Here is a 17,021-nt window from a genome sequence, read left to right as displayed (position 1 = left end):
CCGTTCGTGCCGAGTTGCCAAAGCTCGTCCGACACGTCGTCGAGGCGGTCGAGCGCGAATCGCCCGCCTACCGCTCGGTCCTGTCAGGGCCCGAGGGGGTCGGGATCCGGATCGGGATCGAGGGGGCGATCAGCGCGTTCCTCGACGGGGCCGAGGCGGGCGTGCACCCGTCCGCGGATGCGGGCGAGCTGTGGCAGCGCCTCGGGGAGAGCGAATTCCAGGCCGGCCGGGAACTCGAGGGCCTGCGGGCGGCCTTTCGCACCGGCAGCCGGGCGCTGTGGCGGGAGGCGGCCGGCGTCCTTGCCGCCGCGGGGATGGCGACCGAGCTGATCCTCGCCGTCGCCGAGGGGATCTTCCTCTACACCGATGAGCTCGCCGCCGACGTCGTCGAGGGGTACCTCCGTGCCCGATCGGATGAGGCGGGGGAGCTCGAACGCCGCCGCCGGCGGGTGATCGCGCTGCTCACCGACCCCGGTGGCGTCGATCTCGACGCGCTCGCCCGGGCGGCGGCACTGGCCCGCTGGCCAGTGCCCCGCAGCATCGCCGCCCTCGTTCCCGCGGCGGGCTCGGCGGGGGCGGTGAGCCGCCGCATCGGCGCCGACACGCTCGTCGGGGCCGACGGCGACGGTGTCTTCCTGCTCGTGCCCGACCCGGACGGTCCCGGACGCCGGGCGCTGCTGGCGCGGGCGCTCGCGGGCGAGCTCGGAGCGCTCGGGCCGACCGTGGAGACGCTCGCGGCGCTGCGCTCGCTGTGCTGGTCCCGGCGGCTGCTCGACCTGATCGCCTCCGGGCGGGTACGCGGCCCCTGGGGGTATGGGCCGGGCGCGGACGGGCTCGGTCCGGACCCGGGCGCGGGACGGGCGCCGGCCGGCGGCCTCATCGCCGTCGAGGATCACCTCGGTGACCTCATCGTCCTCGGTGACGCCGATCTCGCCGATGCGCTTGTCCAGCGCCGCCTCGGCCCGCTCGCCGGTCTCCCCGCGGCCGAGCGTGAGCGGCTCGAGGAGACCCTCGCGGCCTGGCTCGCCCACCAGCGTCACACCCCGAGCGTCGCCGCCGCGCTCCACGTCCACCCCCAGACCGTGCGCTACCGGATCGCCAAGCTGCGCGGGTTGCTCGGCGGCGCCCTTGACGATCCGGGGGCGCGGTTGGAGCTGGAGATGGCGCTGCGGGCGCGAGCGGGTGGCCCGGGCGCCTAGACCCGCGAGGACGGAGGTGGGAGCGCGGGGCGTCCGACGGGCAGGCAGACCCGGCAGAACTCCGTCCCCAGCGGCGTGAGGTGGATGCTGTGACGGTCCACGCGTGCCCGTACCGTGTTGTGGAGAACGGCGAGGGTCGCCGGCTGTGCCTCGAGGACCTGGTAGTCGACGAGCGAGTCGAGCGGGTCCCTGGACAGCTCGATGAGGTTGACGCGCTGGAGGTTGGCGAGGTAGACGGGCACCCGGTCGTGCTGGCGCAGGCCCGCCTTGGGGCCGAGCATGTTGAGGGACCGGGCGATCAGCTGGGAGCCGCTGCCGATCAGGTTCGTCGCGCGCACGTCAACGAGCGGTTGGGGGCCTTCGAGGAACAGCAGCCGCAGAATCCGGGCCTCATCCGGGGAGAGCTCGGTGAGGATCCGCGCGAAGGCCGGGTGGGCGCCCTCGTCGAAGCCGACGTCGGCGGCCTCGCGCAGCAGCTGCTCGCCCTGGGCCCGCAGGGCCTCAGGGCTCGAGGTGCCGGCCTTGAGCAGGCCGGTGGAGAGCAGCGGGGCCATCTCGTGCACCTCCTCAGCAAGTTCCGTGACCCCGAGGAAGTCCCGGGCCACCTCACGCAGTTCACGGGTCACCTCCTCAATCACCTCCTGGGCGCCGTTCGGGTCCAGCGCGAGCCTGCGCAGGCCGCCGGACACCCGCAGCGAGGTGCCGGCCGTCCAGCCGGCGGCCTTGAGCCAGGCGCCGGCGGCCGTGCGAGCGAGCTGGGGGAGGCCGTCGTGCGCGCCGGTAGGGTACGGTGACGCCGAGCTGACGGTCGCATGTGCGGCCCCCGACCCGTCGCCCGCATCCTCGGCCCGGGCTGTCGGCTCGGCTTCACTCGCCGGCTCGACCGACGGTGCCGGCTGCGCCCCCTCTGTGGTCCCGGTCCTCTCTCTGCGTGTCTCTGTCGCTGCCGGCTGAGCTTCGGGCGGGGCAGACGACGCCGGTGCCGAGTGTGGGGGCGGTGGCGCGGGGGAACCGGCGCTCGGCTCGGGAACCCCAGGAAGGGCCGCCCCGGGGACAGGGTCCTCAAACGCGGCGATGATCTCATCTGCGCGAGTCACGGCGGTCATCCGAAGATCATCAGGTGTATCAGGCCGCCCGCGAATCCCAGCACCGCGCCGTGCAGCAGCAGCAGCCACTCATCCTCGCGGGTGGCGGTGTGCAACATCTCCGCGAAGTCACTCGGGCTCATCCGCCGCATCCGCTCGGTGATCAGGCTGCGCATGGCCGCCGCCTGAGACCGGCTGAAGGCCGGTTCGGCGAGCGGCTCGACGATCGTGGAGACCTCACTCTCGGCGATGATCGAGCGGCGGAGCTCGTCGTAGCCGCGACTGCCGAGGGCGGCACGGACGGCCGGCCGGGCGAGCCCGACCGCCCGGTCGAGGGCCGGGGCGAGCCCGGTCTCGATCAGCGCCCGGGTGCGATCGGACTGCGGGCCGTACAGCAACTCCCCGGCGAAGTTGGCGACCGTGACGATGTCGTCGGCGACGATCGCCGCGTACACCTCGGCGACCTCAGGCTGGCGGCGCACGAACAGCCCCTGGAGACGGATCGGGCCGACCCGAACGGGGTTGGCGGGCTCGTAGATCATCCACAACGCCACCCAGTTGGTCGTGTACCCGACGAGCACGCCGATGATCGGCAGCAACCACCAGGCGTGGACGAGGTGGGTGAGGGCTGCGACGGGGATCCCGAGCAGGAACCCGAAGCCAAACCCGAAGTTCTGGATGAAACGGAGCTCGCGCGCGCCGATGTCGAGGAAGACACGGTTGGCGAGTTCCGGATCGAAGCGCCGGATGACCATCAGCTTGATGTCGACGAGCTGGTCGATGTGGGCGCTGATCTCCCCGGTCAGGTCATCGACGATGCGCGGAAGCTGGTCCTGGATCCGCTGGTGCAGTGCCTCGCGCAGGCGCTCGGGCATGTCGCGCCACAGCCGCGGATGGTTACGGGCCATGACGCGATTGACGATCTCGCGTACCTCGGGCTGGAGCGCGGACAGGATCTGGGCAGAGATCTCCGCCTGATCGAGCTGGTCGAAGAACTCCCGCGGGGTGCCGAGCTTGGCGAGTCCGACATCCACGGCCAGGCTCCCCATCTTGGCCGCCCGGGAGGGGATGATCCCCTGCCAGCCGATCCCGCCGACCATCACCCCCGGGATCTGCTGGAGGCGGTGGGGGAGCCGCCAGGCGACGTCGCGCAGCCAGCCGGCCTGCAGACCGCGGAACCGGACCGGATAGAACAGCATGAGAACGCCCGTCCAGTTCGTCACGTACCCGATCACGCCGGTCACGATCGGGATCGAGATCATGGCCAGCGTCTTCGAGGGCATCGCGCCGCTCCAACGGTACCCACAACGTCGCGATCCGGTCCCAGGCGGGCCATCGGCTCGTGATCGTCTCGCCGTTCGACGCCTCGGGCGGGACGCCGCCGGTCGCGTCTCTCACCGCGCCCGGAAGGCGGCTCGGCGAGCCCGCCAGTCCGTCACACCAGAAAACGGTATAAAAGGCGTCCAGATGTGTCCAGCGCCGATAAGCCGAAAGTCCAACAATCGTCTAGCTGGGAAGCGGTAGATCATCGATCGGGTGTCGGCCGTCGAGACCTCTGGCATGCGCCCTTCCCGATTCCTCCCCCGGTTGGTGGCTGCCACTCTGACCCTCGGGGTCTGTGCGGCAGCTCCAGCCGTCGCTGCAGCAGCCGCAGCCCCGACGCTCTCGGGGGTCTATGCCGGCCCAGCCGACGCGTCGGCGGATCTCGCCTTCGGCGCATGGCGCAATTCGCCGGTCACGATCGTCGGAGACTTCACCGGCAACAACTCATGGTCGGGTCTGACGGATCCGTCCTGGCTCATCAATGGCCTCGCGCCGGTCGTCCAGCAGGGTGTCCAGCTCGAGCTGGACGTTCCGCTCCTGGTCCCCAACCAGCCGGGGACCCTCGAGGCTGGGGCTCAGGGAGCCTACGATCAGTACTTCCTCTCCCTCGCCCAGCAGCTCGTGGCTGCCGGTGACGGCTCGGCCATCCTCCGCCTTGGGGGGGAGTTCAACGGTTCGTGGGAGGCCTACGCCGTGCAGCCAACCGGCCCGGACTCAGCTCCCTACTTCATCGCCTACTGGCAGCACCTCGTCGACCTGTTCCGGAGCGTGCCGGGGGCGAACTTCAAGTTCGACTGGTGCTCGAACATCGGCCAGGGAACCTCTGCCCCCGATGCCGCCTATCCCGGCAACGCGTACGTCGACTACATCGGCGTTGACGTCTACGACGCGTCCTGGAGCGGGGACGGTGGCCCCGCTGGCCGCTGGCAGGCGATTGAGAACGAGCCCTACGGACTCAACTGGTGGAATACCTTCGCGGCGGCACACGGGAAGCCCATGTCAATCCCAGAGTGGGGCGTTGTCACCACCGGCTCGAACGCCGGCGGTGACGATCCCTACTTCATCCAGCAGATGTACAACTGGATCTCAGCCAACCATCCAGCTTTCGAGATCTACTTCGACTACGGGGCCAGCTCACTCAGTCTGTCTTCGGCGACCCAATCCGCAGCAGCCTATCTCCAGCTCTTCGGCGGGGCCGCGTCGACGACGACGGCTGGGACCACGGCCGGATCAACCTCCACCACGGCCGGATCAACCTCCACCACGGCCGGATCAACCTCCACCACGGCCGGATCAACCTCCACCACGGCCGGATCAACCTCCACCACGGTGAGCGGCACGGTCCACACCGTTGCGGTCAGGCGTGGCCCGCGGCACGCGAAGGGGACCAGGAGCGCCCAGGTTGACGTTCGCTCCCGGAGCGCCGCCCGTCGCCGCGAGATGCGTCGCGAGGAGCAGCGCCGCCGTGGGATCCGTCATCACAAGCAGCGTCGCCGTGGGATGCGTCACCACGTGCAGCGTCGCCGCACGATCCGCCGCCACGTGGAGCGCCGCCGCACCCCCCGCCGGCCCCGGCACACCATCCGGGCGCGCTGACGCGACCCCGCGTCACCCGGCGCGGCGGATCGCGCGCGGCACGTACGCGGCGACCCACGCGACCTGGAGCTGGCCGGCGTGGCCCTCCGTGTTTGACGCGGATGAGATCTCGGGGCCGGCGTAGAGCAGCCAGCGCAGCGGCGATGTCGGTGTGAAGGGGTGACTCGGTCCGATCTCACGGCCGTCGAGAAAGAATCGGACCGTCCGGTCTCTCCACTCGATCGTCGCCGTGTGCCAGCGGGTGAACGAGCTGTGAGTCGAGATCACCAGGTTGGGGTTCCCGAACGGAACCCCAACCTGACCGATGATCGCACGCACGGGACCCGTGAGGTCCCCGGCGGGAAACTGCAGCCCCCCATCCCGCCAGTCTCGACTGACCGGCCACAGTTCGAAGGCGATGTCGTATCCCGGCACGATGGCGGATCGGAACCGGACCAGGAACAGTCCGCTCTGAAAGGCGCCGAGTTGCCCGCCGACCCTCACCCGTGGTTCGGCCGCCGCCAGGTAAGGCTGTCCACCCGGGCCACCGTGGAGGGAGAAGCGAAGTGCGCCACCGCTGATACTGAGCACCCGCGCGGCCATGAAGTCAGTACCCAGCAAGCTTGCGCCGTTCGGTTCGGCGAACCATTTCGCTTGCGTGGGCCCGGGCAGGCCGACGCACCGCGAAGCGATCGGCGGTGCAATCCAGCGGCATCCGCTGAACGAGCCCAGAGGGCTGTCCTCTGCGGCCGGAAAGTCATCCGCGAAGACTCGCCGCCACCCCGGAGGCGTGCCAGACGGAAGGGGGACGCCGGACGGCCCTCCGGCAGGGCCTGACGCCGGCTGAGTACCGAGGTCGGCGACAGTGAGATCCGTCGGCCGCCTCAGCGTCGGAGTGAGCGCCGAGGTCCGCCCGAGTGCGAGACGCTGCCGGAGAGCCGGACCGCCCCGGCGATGGGTGGGGGACCCGCCGGTGGAGAGCACGATGACGGCGACCACGGCAGCCGCCCCGAACAGTGGGATCGCGGCGAGGGACCGCCGCAGGATCGGGCGGTTTGATGACTCACCGAATGTCTCGCTCCTCAACCCGATCCTCGATGCTGTTTGCTCGCGTTGACGCCACCGACCCGGACGTTCTCAACGGTCGCGCGCTCGCGACTCAAGAACGGTTTGAGGGCGGACCAAGTCCCATCCTGGGTTTGAGCCCAAGGTTCAACAGTATCGAACTCGCGGTCGCGTACGAGGCGCTCCGCCGCGGCAGGCGACCTACGGTGCCGGGTAGATCTGGGGTCCCCGCAGCGCGCCGAAGACGTTGGGCAGGTAGATGCCGCTCCGGATCCCGTCGGCAAACGCCGCCTCGCCCTGCGGATCGGATTCGAGTGGCCAGTCCATCCCGTCCGGGCTGCTCCAGTCGAAGTACACCACGGCGCGTATTCCGGGGTAGGACCGTGGAATCTCCGTGAGGGCGTTTCGGATCCACGCTGGCTTGGATCCGCCCCACGCGCTCGTCGCGAACTCGGCGATCATGATCGGCTTGTCCGGCGCGACCTGCTTGAGGGTCCGGTACGTGGAGGTGAACAACTGCTTGAAGCTCTGCCATTCGTGCACGGTGTTCGCGCTGCTCGGGTTCGTACCCCAGTTGTAGCCGTCCATGCAGGTCCAGCCGACGTACCGGTTCCCGGGGTACTCGCGCCGAACGCCCCTCGTCCAGTTGATGTAGGGACACCACACCCACGTTGCGTTCGTTGCGCCGACGGATTGAAAGATGTCGTATACGTGGCGCCACGCGGCGACGAACTCGGACGGGGTGTTGTGATTGACCCCGTTCCCCCACGGCAGCCAATTGCCGTTCATCTCCGGGTCGAACCGGAGGAAGAACGGATGACCCCACCGTTTGGCCCCGATCGCGAAGCGTGTGATCGCCCCGTCCCAGCGACCGTCGACGATCGTCCGTAGTGAGAAGCGCGGATCGTGAGCGGGGGAGTTACCGGCATCGCCCATCCAGGTGATCAGGGGAATCGCACCGGCGTTGCGGATCGCCTGTGCGCCACCGGCCGGGAAGGGGAGCCCATGGCAGGAGCGTCCGCATGTCGCAAGCGGGTAGTAGAAATGCAAGATCGAGGGTGCCTTCCGCTCGTTCCGTTGGAAGTCTCTCGCCGCGACCATGCTGTAGGGAACCGGCTTGCCGGTGAACTGCTGCCCGATCGTCGCCCCCCAGTAGATTCCGTCGTTGTAGGCGGGCTGGTGATGTGCATCGCCCGCCTCCGCCATGCCGCCGGAGAAGATGATCAGCAGCCCTGCCAGCGAGCCGATGATCATGCGCCCCGCGCCTTGACGGAAAACGCGGAGTCGGCGGAGAGCGAAGATCATGAAGTGAGGGAGTGGCGTCCGTGTGCTTCTGGACACGCGGGCAGGCCGAGGCGCCCCGCGCCCGGGGTAGGTTAGCGATGGGACTCCCGCGGCCCGGTCCTGCCCGCCGTGGCAAACCACGGCGAGTCCGTTTGCTAGCGTCCCCTGAGATTAGGTGTCCCTTTTGCCCGCCAGGTGACGTCGCCATGGGCGCTTTGGCTCACGACTGGCAGTGAAGTGGCACGGGCCTCTTCCCATGACGATCGGGACAGTTCGCGCCGTCCGATGATGTGCCTGCCATCACTCCCATGACCGTCGCGGACCAAGTCAGCTCGGTCCCCCGGACGGCACGACGCCTCCAGGTTCGCGTGGTCGGGCGGCAGCGCTGGTCTGACGCCGATGTGCAGCAGCGGACGGGCGCGGGGGCGCGGGCTCGACCGTGGGCCATCGCGGTCATTCCGATCGCCCTTGGCGGCCTTCTCATCGCCTTCGGCTACGCGGCCGGTCGCGCCCACGCTCCTAATGCCGAGGCTCAGGCCCTCTACTGGGCCGGTCAAGGGCTGATCTGGCTCCCTTCGATCGCGACGCTCCTCTCGACCAGGACCGACAACGCCACCCGGATCGCGGTCATCACCGCCGTCGCGGGCGCACAGGCACTCCTGACCTGGGCATACAGCCCGGACCAATTTCGCTTCACGGACGAGTTCCAGCACATTCGCACCCTCAGCGACATCCTCCGCACCCACCACCTCTTCACCCCAAACTCCTTTCTGCCCGTCAGTCCGGCGTTCCCCGGGCTTGAGATCGTGACTGCCGCGCTCATGCAGACGACCGGCCTGCCGCTGTTCACCGCGGGGGTGATCGTCGACTCGGTGACTCACGTACTGTTGCCGCTGTTCGTCTTCTTGGGGTTTCGCGAGCTGACCGCAAACGCCCGGACCTCCTCGGTGGCGGCGCTGCTCTATCTCACGGCCCCCCATCTGGGGTACCTGGAGGTGCTGTTCATCTACAGCACGCCCGCCCTGCTCTACTACGCGATCGCCTTGCGGACGACGGTGCGGGTCGCGCGGTCACGGAGTCCGATGTGGACGCTCATCCTGCCCTTCGTTCCGATGACCCTCAGTCACCATCTGACGACGCTCGCGGGCCTCGTGATGCTCATCGCCATGGTCGTGGTCCTCGCCCTCGCGGGCCGCGGACGCCAGGCGCGGCGGCTCGGCCTCATGACAGCCGGGATCGCCGCGGGCGTGATCGCCTGGATCCTCATTCTCGCACCGGAAACGTTCGCCTACCTGGCCGCTCCGGCCACGGCGGCAGTCCAGTCGTTGCTCCACCCAGGTGCTGGCGCGGCAACGACGGCGGTCACGACAGTCGGCGCGGCACCGCGATGGGAGACGCTGACCGCCGTCGTTGCCGCGCTGCTGCTGCTCGGCGCCTCGACCCTGGGTGCCGTCATCACGTGGTGGAGTCACGCTGGCCGGGTTTCCTCCCTGGTGGCGCTGCTCGGCTTGGTCTACCCAGCCGTGCTGGTGGGCCGCACCGTCATTCCGGGCGGACCGACGCTCGCCGCGCGCGTCCTCACCTATGCGATGTTGTTCATCGCCTACCCGGCTGCCGTTGCGCTCACCACGCTGTGGGATCAACGGCGACGTCCGTTCCGGCGCCGCCTCGCCTGGGCCATCACCGGGGTCCTCGCCGTTGGCGGGATCGTCACGGGTCTCCCGCCCTGGTATGAACGTATCCCGGGCGTCTACCACGTCGCCGGGTTCGAGAGCGGGATTGACGAACGGGCCATCAATGTCGGTCACTGGGCGGCCTCGTGGCGGCCGGGTGCACGCGTCGTCTGCGGGGTCAGCGTGTGCGACACCATCGGCGGCTACTCGCGGGCGACCATCTCCACCGCCGGATCGCAGATCTTCTACGCGGGCACAGAACGATCCCTCAACTCGGCGATCGCCGACCAGGTCCTCAACTACGTGGAAACGGACGTGCGCTGGACCCGTCAGGTTCCCCTCAGCGGGAGCTACTGGACATCGGACACCGCCAACCACACGCACCCGCTGCCCGCCGCCGTCCTCACGCGGGTCAACCGGGACCCCTACGCCGATCTCGTCTACGACGACGGGCTCATCCGCGTGTACAACACCACTCTCGTGTGGAGCAATTGACCCGGTCGCTGGTCAACCGCCGGACCCGGGCCGAACTCTTCCGGCTGATCGCGGCCGTCCTGGTCGGGCTTGGGGTGGTGGTGGCGCTGCTCGCGCGCGCGCCTGGAGTCGTCGTGCTTCCCGGAGGACTTCTGCTCATCCTCTGGCTGCCCGGTTGGATCTGGACGCAGGCGGTCGTTCCGGCGGCGGACGCCCCACTCGCCCGGGTCGGCTACGCGGTGAGCACGAGCGTCGGTCTGACGATGGTGTTGGGAGTGCTCCTCGACGCGTTGCCCGCCGGCCTCACCCGGGCCGACTGGGCGGGGGGAGAGGCGGTCCTCCTCTTCGCCGGGTTTGTCGCGGCAGGACTGAGACGGCCGGCCGCCGACAGGGCGTCGCCATCCGTTCGGCCCGCCATCCGCTCGGTTGTCGCGAACGCCGCTGCGCTGACGGTCGTGGCGGCGCTCATCGCCGGGGCGGTGCTCATCAGCATCTCAAGCCAGCGGCGCCTGAACGCGTCCCAGCACTTCACCGCCCTGACGATCGCTCCCGACAACCGCCACCCGCTGGTGACGATCGACAACCACGAGGGGACTGGGGTTGCCTACCGCCTGACAGCGACGATCGGCCACACGGTCGTGTTCTCCGTTCCGGTTGACGTGCGGTCCGGGCAGACAGTCCCAGTCAGGCTGTCGGTTCCATCGCCCCGACGTGGCGAGGGCCTGCTCGTGGTCGACCTCGACCGCGCCGGTCACCGCGCCCCCTACCGGCGGGTCTGGCTGCACGCGCGGTTGGGGGAGTGGAGGTGATCGCCCGGGTGCGGGAGTTGTGGGAACGACTCCTGCGTCCGGACATGATCCGCAATGCCGCGGCCCTGTACGGAACGACCGTCGTCACGTCGGTGCTGGGGTTCGCCTTCTGGGTGCTCGCGGACCGCTTCTTTGCCATCGATGACGTCGGGCGGGCGTCGGCGGCGATCTCGGCGATGCAACTGCTCAGCGAGTTCGGTCTGCTCGGAATGACGACCCTCATCATCGCGGAGCTTGCCCGGGAGGCTCCGCCGGTCGGACTCGTGAGCGCGTCCGCTCTCGTCGCCGGCGTGGCCTCGGGCCTCCTCGCGCTCGGATACGTGCTGCTCCAGCATGTCGTGTCGACCCATCTCGGTCCGCTGGGGCACGGTCTCGTCGGTCCGGCGATCTTCATCGTCGGGGTCGGGATCAACGCCACCGCCTACGTTCTCGACTTCGCGACCGTCGCGATCGGCCGCGGCGGGATGCAACTGTGGCGCAACGGGGTGTTTGCGGGTGTGAAGCTCCTGCTCCTGCTGCCGAGCACGTTGCTGACGGTCTTCCCGCAGTCTGAGTTGATCTACCTCTCCTGGCTGGCCGGCACGCTCGTCAGCCTCGTCTCGTTCTGGTTTCACCTTCGCCGGGTCGGCATCCTCCCCCGCCTCCGTCCAAATGTCTCGGCCCTCGTCGCGACGCGAATGGCGGCGCTGGCTCACCACTGGCTCAACCTTGCTGCGCAGGTCTCCCGTCTCGTTCTGCCGGTGCTGGTCGCGGCCACGATGTCAGCGAAGCTGACCGCGATCTTCTACACCATCACCGTCGTCGTCAGCTTCGTCGGGATCATCTCCACCCACCTCTCGACGGCGCTGTTCGCGCTCCCGCGAGGCGACTACGACCGTCTCGCGCGCGAACTGCGGCGAGCGTTGCGCCTCGGCCTCGTGATCGCCGGAGCGGGCGCGATCGTCTTCATCCTCTTCGGGCATCCGATCCTGTCGATCTTCGGACACACGTTTGCGGAGCAGGCGACCACGATCGCCCTGTTCGGCCTCAGCCCGATTCCGTACACGATCAAGTCGCTCTACATGGCGGTCGAGCGGGTGCACGGTCGCCTCACGTTATGCGCCGCGATCAGCACACTCGGAGGGGTCCTCGAGGTTGCCGGGGCCTATGTCGGCTCCCGCTCGTTCGGGCTCGCGGGAGTTGCGGGCGGGCTCGATGTCGTGACCCTCGTTGAGGCCGTGTTGCTCTGGCCGATCGTCTCCCGCGCGGCTCGAGTTCCCACGTTCGGCTGGCCAACCTGGCTCTGGCGCACTCAGGAGGGGTCCGCGGATGACGCTTCGCGGCCGCTGCCGGTCCTCGTGGATGCGTCCGAGGCACCCGATCCGCAGCGGCCGTCCGATGATCGGAATGGCCGCCGGCTCTTCGCCCGGCGAGGCCGCCGGGCGGTTGCCCGCTCGGCCGACGTTGGTGCCCGGCGTCCGAACGATCCCTGCTTCATGCGCGTCGCGCTCGCGTGGTCGGACCTGCGACGGGCGCCGGCGTGGAGGCGGATCGGTCCCGGCTGGCGTCTGCTTGTGTCCGGAGCCGGAATGGTCAGGCCGTTGCGGGAGGCGGAGACAATGTTGGTATGGCTCGGCAACGGTGCCGGAGGGGCGATCTTTCGTGAACTCGTCACCTGGCCCGCGGGGCCCTGGACCGCCCCGCGCCCGCTCATGTCCGTACTCGGGATCGGTGAGAGTCCAACCGATGACCCAAGGCAGACCGAGGCCGTCGACCGGATCGTCGACGCCTCTGTGCGCGCCGGTATCGTCCTTGCCCAGCTCGAAGATCCGGCGGTACGTCGCGCCATCTACGCCGCCTGCACGAGCGTCAGCGTCTCGGCGCTGGCGCAGGCGGACCCGCTTGCCTACCGGATGTTCGCCGCTCCGACGACCGTCGTGATCGCCGCCCTGGACGCCCATGAGGTCGCGATCGCCGTCATCGTCGCCGGGCTCGACCGTGAGCATGCCGTCATCGCCCGCCTCGTTGCGGCGCCGGAACGGCCCGACGGGGAGGCCGCCTTCTGGATACTCCACCGTGCGCTCACCGCCGTCCTGGCGAGGGCGGGGACCCGGTACCTCTGGGCAAACGAGCCGATCGGTCTGAACCCGTCCAGGCAGACCTTCCTTTCCCGGCTTGGCTATCGCTGCATGAGACTTCGCCTCGCCGGTGGCGAAGGGTGACGACGTGCCCGCCCCGGTTCGCGTCTCAGCGCCTGAAACTAAGATGGCTCGCCTGTGATGATGATCGGCCGATCCCCGTGGACGTGCGTCGCCGCGCCGCGGGCGCAGGGGGGTGTCGGATGAGTCCGGGCCGGGCAGATACCGACCGTGCAGCCCCGGGCATGCCGGATCACTTCACGGTCGCCGAGATCGTCGAGGTCGACCTCTCCGGGCCGCTGCCGCGGCTCGCTCGCGCGGCTCACGGGCGGACGCTCGTGTTCGTTCGCCTCTGTCATGAGCCGGTGGGAATGCTGTTCGTCGACACCGAAGCGGGCCTCGACCCGCCCGCGCTCGCACGGGCGATCAGCTCCCAGCTGCCGGACCGCCTGCGCGAGATGTTCGGTCGGCATGGCATTCCGGTGGTGCCGCTCACCGCTGACGGGTTGCCTCACCACGACTGCGGATACCTTGCCCGACTTTCCAGGGCGGCCGCTGACGGCCCCCCGATCAGCGTGATCATCCCGACGCTCAACGGCGCCGACCGTCTCAGGCGGTGCGTCGAGCATCTGTTCCGGTCCCGCTATGGGATCTTTGAGGTTCTCGTCGTCGACAATGGGTCGACCGACCATCAGCCCGAGGCCCTCATCAGCGAGCTGCAGGCCCGTTTCGGAACCGGGGATCGGCTGCGCGGTGTCACGGCGCCTGGAGGGGTCGCGGCGGCGCGGAACGCCGGCTGGAGAACCGCTCGCTATGCCCTCTGTGCTTTCATCGACGACGATGAGCGGCCCGACCCGTGGTGGCTTGCCGCGATCGGTCAGGAGTTCGGCGCTGACGAAGTCGGCTTCGTCACCGGACCGATCCTTCCCGCGGAATTGGAGACCGAAGCTCAGGCGACGTTCGAGACCTTTGGCGGTCACAGCAAGGGGCGCGGGTTCGCCCGGACCGTCTTCGACGCCGACTATCAGCGGTCGGTGCAGCCCGCGATGTTCCCGGTACCGCCGTTCGGGGCCGGCGGGAACATGAGTTTTCGCCGGGCGGCCCTCGAGCGGATCGGAGGCTTCGATGATGCCCTGCGCTTCAGTGAAGACACGCTCGTGCTGTCGGAGGTTCTGCTCTCCGGTTGGACCGGCGTCTATGCGCCGGACATGATCGTCTGGCATCCCCACCATCGCGACGACGATGGTCGCGCGCGCCAGCTCGGGAACTACGCGGTCGGGCTGGGGATGTTCTACACGGCTCTGCTCATCCGCCGTCCGCGCCGCCTCCTTCCGTTGCTGATGCTCGCCCCACGCGCGCTCCGCTATCTCCGCGAGCCCGTGACGCCGGGAGGCGGCCCGAAGGGCGAGCGCGTGCTGGCACGCCCGAGCATGGATGTCCGCGGGTTGCTTCGAGGGCCGCAGCGGTATCTGAGAGCCCGGCTTGCCTTGCTCTGGTCGGGCCGGGGTGGCCGTCTCGCCGCCGGACGGACGCTTCCCCGGTGACCGCCGCAATCGTCATCTGTGCCCACACCATGGAGCGCTGGGATGTGCTGTGCGCTGCAGTTCACGCCTGCCGCACCCAGACGCACCCCCCGGATGAGCTGATCCTTGTCGTCGACCGGAACGAGGAGCTCCGCGCGCGTGCGGAGGCGGAGCTCGCCGTCGACGCCGCGATCGCGAACCAACATCCGACCGGTGGTGCGTCCGGCGGCCGGATGACCGGCACCGAACTCGCGACCGCGTCGATCATCGTCTTTCTCGATGACGATGCGGTGCCCGAGCCATCCTGGCTGGAGGCGTTGCTCGAACCCTTTGCCGACCCGGACGTCGTGGGTGTCGGTGGTGAGGTGATTCCGATGTGGACGACGCCGCCGCCGCGGTTTCTCGCACCCGAGTTCTATTGGGTGATCGGCTGTACGTGGGCGGGAATGGGAGTGACCAACGGACGCATCCGCAATCCGATCGCGGCGAACATGGCGGTCCGCCGGGATCTGCTCGTTGCCGCCGGAGGCTTTCCCTCGGAGCTCGGCCGGTCCGGGTCGGGAACTGCGGTTTCCGGAACGGCGGAGGAGACAGAGGTGGCGATCCGGGTGGCCGCCTCGCGTCCGGGTGGGTTCTGGGCCTTCAGCGAAGGAGCGCGGGTCCACCATCAGGTCCCGCCGGGGCGGACGACCTGGCGGTACTTTCGCGATCGTTGCGTGCTGGAGGGGCGGGCCAAGGCGGTCGTCGTCAAGCTGGCGGGCCCTGCCGGGCTGTCCTCGGAGACGGCCTACACGACGCGGGTGCTCCCCCGTGCCGTCCTCGCCAACCTCGTCGCGGCGTTCGCGGGTGACGGTGACGGCGCCCCGCGCGCCGCGGGGATCGTTGCCGGGTTCCTGTTCACCGCGGTGGCGTACCTGGGCGCTGCTGTTCGGATTCGACTCGGTCGACAGGCCTTTCCGGCGCGTGGAGGTTGATATGCGCCGCCGACGATGACTGAGCAGAACCGTCACGCCCCGGACGTTCGGACCGACACTGTCGACCGCGTCGGGGAACCCGGGGTGTTGTCGTCCGTGACCGGATCTGCGCGCTGGCGACGGGTGGGAGCCGCCGCGATCTATTCGGTTCTGCATGAAGATGAGTCCGGGGCGGTTCCCACGGTTGCGGTGCTGATGGTGCCACCGTTCGGCTGGGCCGAGGTGGAGACTCATCGCGCCCGTCGCGATTGGGCGATTCGACTCGCCCGACACGGGATTCCGTGTCTGCGCTTTGACCTGCCCGGAACGGGGGACAGCGCCGGCCATCCACGGGATCCGGGTCTGTTCCGGACGTGGATTGCCACCGTTACCGAGCTTGCCGCGTCGCTGCGGACCGAGACGGGAGCTGCCCGGATTGCGGTCCTTGGGACCGGGCTGGGGGGCCTGATCGCGGTCCAGGCGCTCGGCGAGGGTGCCGAATTCGATGACCTCGTTCTCTGGGCCGTCGAGGGGACCGGTCGGGCCGCGTTGCGTGAGATGCGCCTCTACGCACGAATCGTCGCCTCGCGGCATCCGCTCGATGACGAGCGTGAGCAGGATGATCCGGGGCTGGCGGTGGCGGGTTTCTATGTCTCGGAGGAGACCCGGAACGCGATCCTCGACTATGACGTCGCCGCGATGTCGTTCCCGCCCGGGGTCGGCCGCCGAGCGCTCCTCATCAGCCAGGACACGGTCCCGGTGGACGAGGCTCTCCGCGCCGGTCTCCGTGGAGCCGGCCTTTCCGTCGATGTCGCCGTTTCGCGTGACTACGCCGATTTCCGGGCCCACCCACAGTCGCTCACGCTTCGACGTCCGCTGACGACGATCAGACGCGTTGCCGAGTGGCTCGCCGGGCCGGCGCAGACGTCGAGAGCGGTGTCCGAGCGGCCCCCGCCGGTACGAGTGGACCGCGGAACCGTGACCGAGCGGATCGGAGAAGCCGGAGGTGGGGTGGTCGAATCGATCGTCGACATCGTCACGCCGACGATCGCCACTCCTGTTGTCATCTGCGAGCCGCCCCCCGGGCAGGCGCGTCAACCGTTCCTCGCCGTTTTCCTCAGTGCCGGGGCGATCCGCAAGACTGGTCCGCACCGGCTGTGGGTGGAGGCGGCGCGGCGGTGGGCGGCGCGCGGCGTCGTATCGGTGCGATTCGACATTCCGGGCGTCGGTGACGCCGGTGGCCGTGCTGACAGTGGTGACGACGAACGCGGTCAGGTCTCAGATGTCGGAGTGAACTCCCCGGCGACCATCTCAGCGGTGGCCGAGGCAGTCCAGGTTCTCCGTCACCGCGGGCTGCCGGAGAACCTGATGTTCGTGGGTTTCTGTTCCGGCGGCTACCTCGGGGTCATGGTCGCCCTGTCGGATCCGCGGGTGCGCGCGGTCACCGCGGTCAACCTCGAAGGGTTCGCCTACAGCGAGGATCTCTACCAACTCCGGATGATCGAGCGGATCGGCGCGGTCGCACGTCAGGGGGGGATCCGTCGGCTCCGGCAGGGGGTCAGTCGCCATCAGGTCCTCCAGTTCCGGGCAGCCCTCAGCTACTGGATCCGGTCGGGATTCAGGCACCGACGGTCGCTCGATCGGCGGGACGTCGGCCGCCTCGTCGTCGATCGGATGCTCGAACAGCATGTCGCCGTCACGCTCATCAACTCCCGGAGCGCCTGTCTCTACGATGAGCTCGGGGTGAGCGGTCGCGCGGAGGCCGCCGAGCGCTGGCCCGAGCTGGCGATCCACGAGCTTCCGTCGGAGGATCACATGGCCTGCGTCCTGTGGCTCCAGGAGATGATTCACGAGCGGCTTGACGGCGCGCTTGACCGGGTTTCAGCCGAGCTCTCTCGCTAAAGCAAGCAAGTCAATCTAGTTACTTGACTTTAGCGCTAG

The 17,021-nt window shown here is 69.2% G+C and carries 12 protein-coding genes; 8 read left to right on the top strand and 4 right to left on the bottom strand.

Annotated elements, in window-relative coordinates:
• Positions 1–14 precede the first annotated feature (14 nt).
• Positions 15–1,199 carry a helix-turn-helix domain-containing protein gene (locus M3M55_RS00220; RefSeq protein ID WP_249010810.1) on the top strand — a complete coding sequence of 395 codons (1,185 nt, stop codon included), beginning with the start codon at positions 15–17 and terminating at the stop codon, positions 1,197–1,199.
• Here M3M55_RS00220 and M3M55_RS00215 read toward each other — a convergent pair.
• Both M3M55_RS00215 and M3M55_RS00210 read right to left on the bottom strand, forming a co-directional pair.
• Positions 1,196–2,305 (bottom strand): Abi-alpha family protein, encoded by a 1,110-nt coding sequence (locus M3M55_RS00215; RefSeq protein WP_249010809.1) that lies wholly within the window; start codon positions 2,303–2,305, stop codon positions 1,196–1,198. The genes M3M55_RS00220 and M3M55_RS00215 overlap by 4 nt on opposite strands.
• On the bottom strand, positions 2,302–3,567 hold the full coding sequence (locus tag M3M55_RS00210; RefSeq protein WP_249010808.1) for a hypothetical protein: 1,266 nt from the start codon (positions 3,565–3,567) through the stop codon (positions 2,302–2,304). Before M3M55_RS00210 ends, M3M55_RS00215 begins: the two co-directional genes overlap by 4 nt.
• Positions 3,568–3,874: 307 nt before the next feature.
• Between M3M55_RS00210 and M3M55_RS00205 the strand changes: the two genes are divergently transcribed.
• Entirely contained in the window at positions 3,875–5,203 is a 1,329-nt protein-coding gene (locus tag M3M55_RS00205; protein WP_249010807.1) for a glycoside hydrolase family 26 protein, read from the top strand.
• Between the two features lie 12 nt (positions 5,204–5,215).
• Here M3M55_RS00205 and M3M55_RS00200 read toward each other — a convergent pair whose 3' ends face one another.
• Entirely contained in the window at positions 5,216–5,785 is a 570-nt protein-coding gene (locus M3M55_RS00200; protein WP_249010806.1) for a glycoside hydrolase family 16 protein, read from the bottom strand.
• Positions 5,786–6,448: 663 nt separating this feature from the next.
• Complete coding sequence (locus M3M55_RS00195; RefSeq protein ID WP_249010805.1) at positions 6,449–7,501, bottom strand: glycoside hydrolase family 26 protein; 1,053 nt, start codon at positions 7,499–7,501, stop codon at positions 6,449–6,451.
• A 338-nt stretch (positions 7,502–7,839) separates the two neighbouring features.
• On the opposite strand from M3M55_RS00195, the gene M3M55_RS00190 reads away from it, so the two are divergent.
• The 6 genes from M3M55_RS00190 to M3M55_RS00165 all read left to right on the top strand — a co-directional run bounded on the left by M3M55_RS00190 (position 7,840) and on the right by M3M55_RS00165 (position 16,982).
• Entirely contained in the window at positions 7,840–9,699 is a 1,860-nt protein-coding gene (locus tag M3M55_RS00190; RefSeq protein ID WP_249010804.1) for a hypothetical protein, read from the top strand.
• Positions 9,687–10,487 (top strand): DUF1616 domain-containing protein, encoded by an 801-nt coding sequence (locus tag M3M55_RS00185; protein ID WP_249010803.1) that lies wholly within the window; start codon positions 9,687–9,689, stop codon positions 10,485–10,487. Before M3M55_RS00190 ends, M3M55_RS00185 begins: the two co-directional genes overlap by 13 nt.
• Positions 10,484–12,688, top strand: a complete 2,205-nt coding sequence (locus M3M55_RS00180; RefSeq protein WP_249010802.1) for a lipopolysaccharide biosynthesis protein — start codon at positions 10,484–10,486, stop codon at positions 12,686–12,688. The genes M3M55_RS00185 and M3M55_RS00180 overlap by 4 nt, the downstream gene beginning before the upstream one ends.
• Before the next feature lie 161 nt (positions 12,689–12,849).
• The gene (locus M3M55_RS00175; protein ID WP_249010801.1) at positions 12,850–14,148 is read left to right on the top strand and encodes a glycosyltransferase family 2 protein; all 1,299 of its coding nucleotides are present in this window, start codon (positions 12,850–12,852) and stop codon (positions 14,146–14,148) included.
• Positions 14,145–15,101, top strand: a complete 957-nt coding sequence (locus M3M55_RS00170) for a glycosyltransferase family 2 protein (protein ID WP_249010800.1) — start codon at positions 14,145–14,147, stop codon at positions 15,099–15,101. The genes M3M55_RS00175 and M3M55_RS00170 overlap by 4 nt, the downstream gene beginning before the upstream one ends.
• 96 nt (positions 15,102–15,197) lie before the next feature.
• A complete protein-coding gene (locus M3M55_RS00165; RefSeq protein WP_249010799.1) occupies positions 15,198–16,982 on the top strand; it encodes a serine aminopeptidase domain-containing protein in 1,785 nt (594 codons plus the stop codon).
• The last annotated feature ends 39 nt before the right edge of the window (positions 16,983–17,021 follow it).

The organism is Conexibacter sp. DBS9H8, from assembly GCF_023330685.1.
Lineage (GTDB): Bacteria > Actinomycetota > Thermoleophilia > Solirubrobacterales > Solirubrobacteraceae > Palsa-465.
This window is presented reverse-complemented; position numbering and strand designations above follow the sequence as displayed.

What these genes read in the sequence shown, in the direction of transcription:
- M3M55_RS00215 (WP_249010809.1), bottom strand. Translation starts at nt 2,305, where the DNA reads ATGACCGCCGTGACTCGCGCAGATGAGATCATCGCCGCGTTTGAGGAC.
- M3M55_RS00210 (WP_249010808.1), bottom strand. Translation starts at nt 3,567, where the DNA reads ATGCCCTCGAAGACGCTGGCCATGATCTCGATCCCGATCGTGACCGGC.
- M3M55_RS00200 (WP_249010806.1), bottom strand. Translation starts at nt 5,785, where the DNA reads ATGGCCGCGCGGGTGCTCAGTATCAGCGGTGGCGCACTTCGCTTCTCC.
- M3M55_RS00195 (WP_249010805.1), bottom strand. Translation starts at nt 7,501, where the DNA reads ATGATCATCGGCTCGCTGGCAGGGCTGCTGATCATCTTCTCCGGCGGC.
- M3M55_RS00190 (WP_249010804.1), top strand. Translation starts at nt 7,840, where the DNA reads ATGACCGTCGCGGACCAAGTCAGCTCGGTCCCCCGGACGGCACGACGC.
- M3M55_RS00175 (WP_249010801.1), top strand. Translation starts at nt 12,850, where the DNA reads ATGCCGGATCACTTCACGGTCGCCGAGATCGTCGAGGTCGACCTCTCC.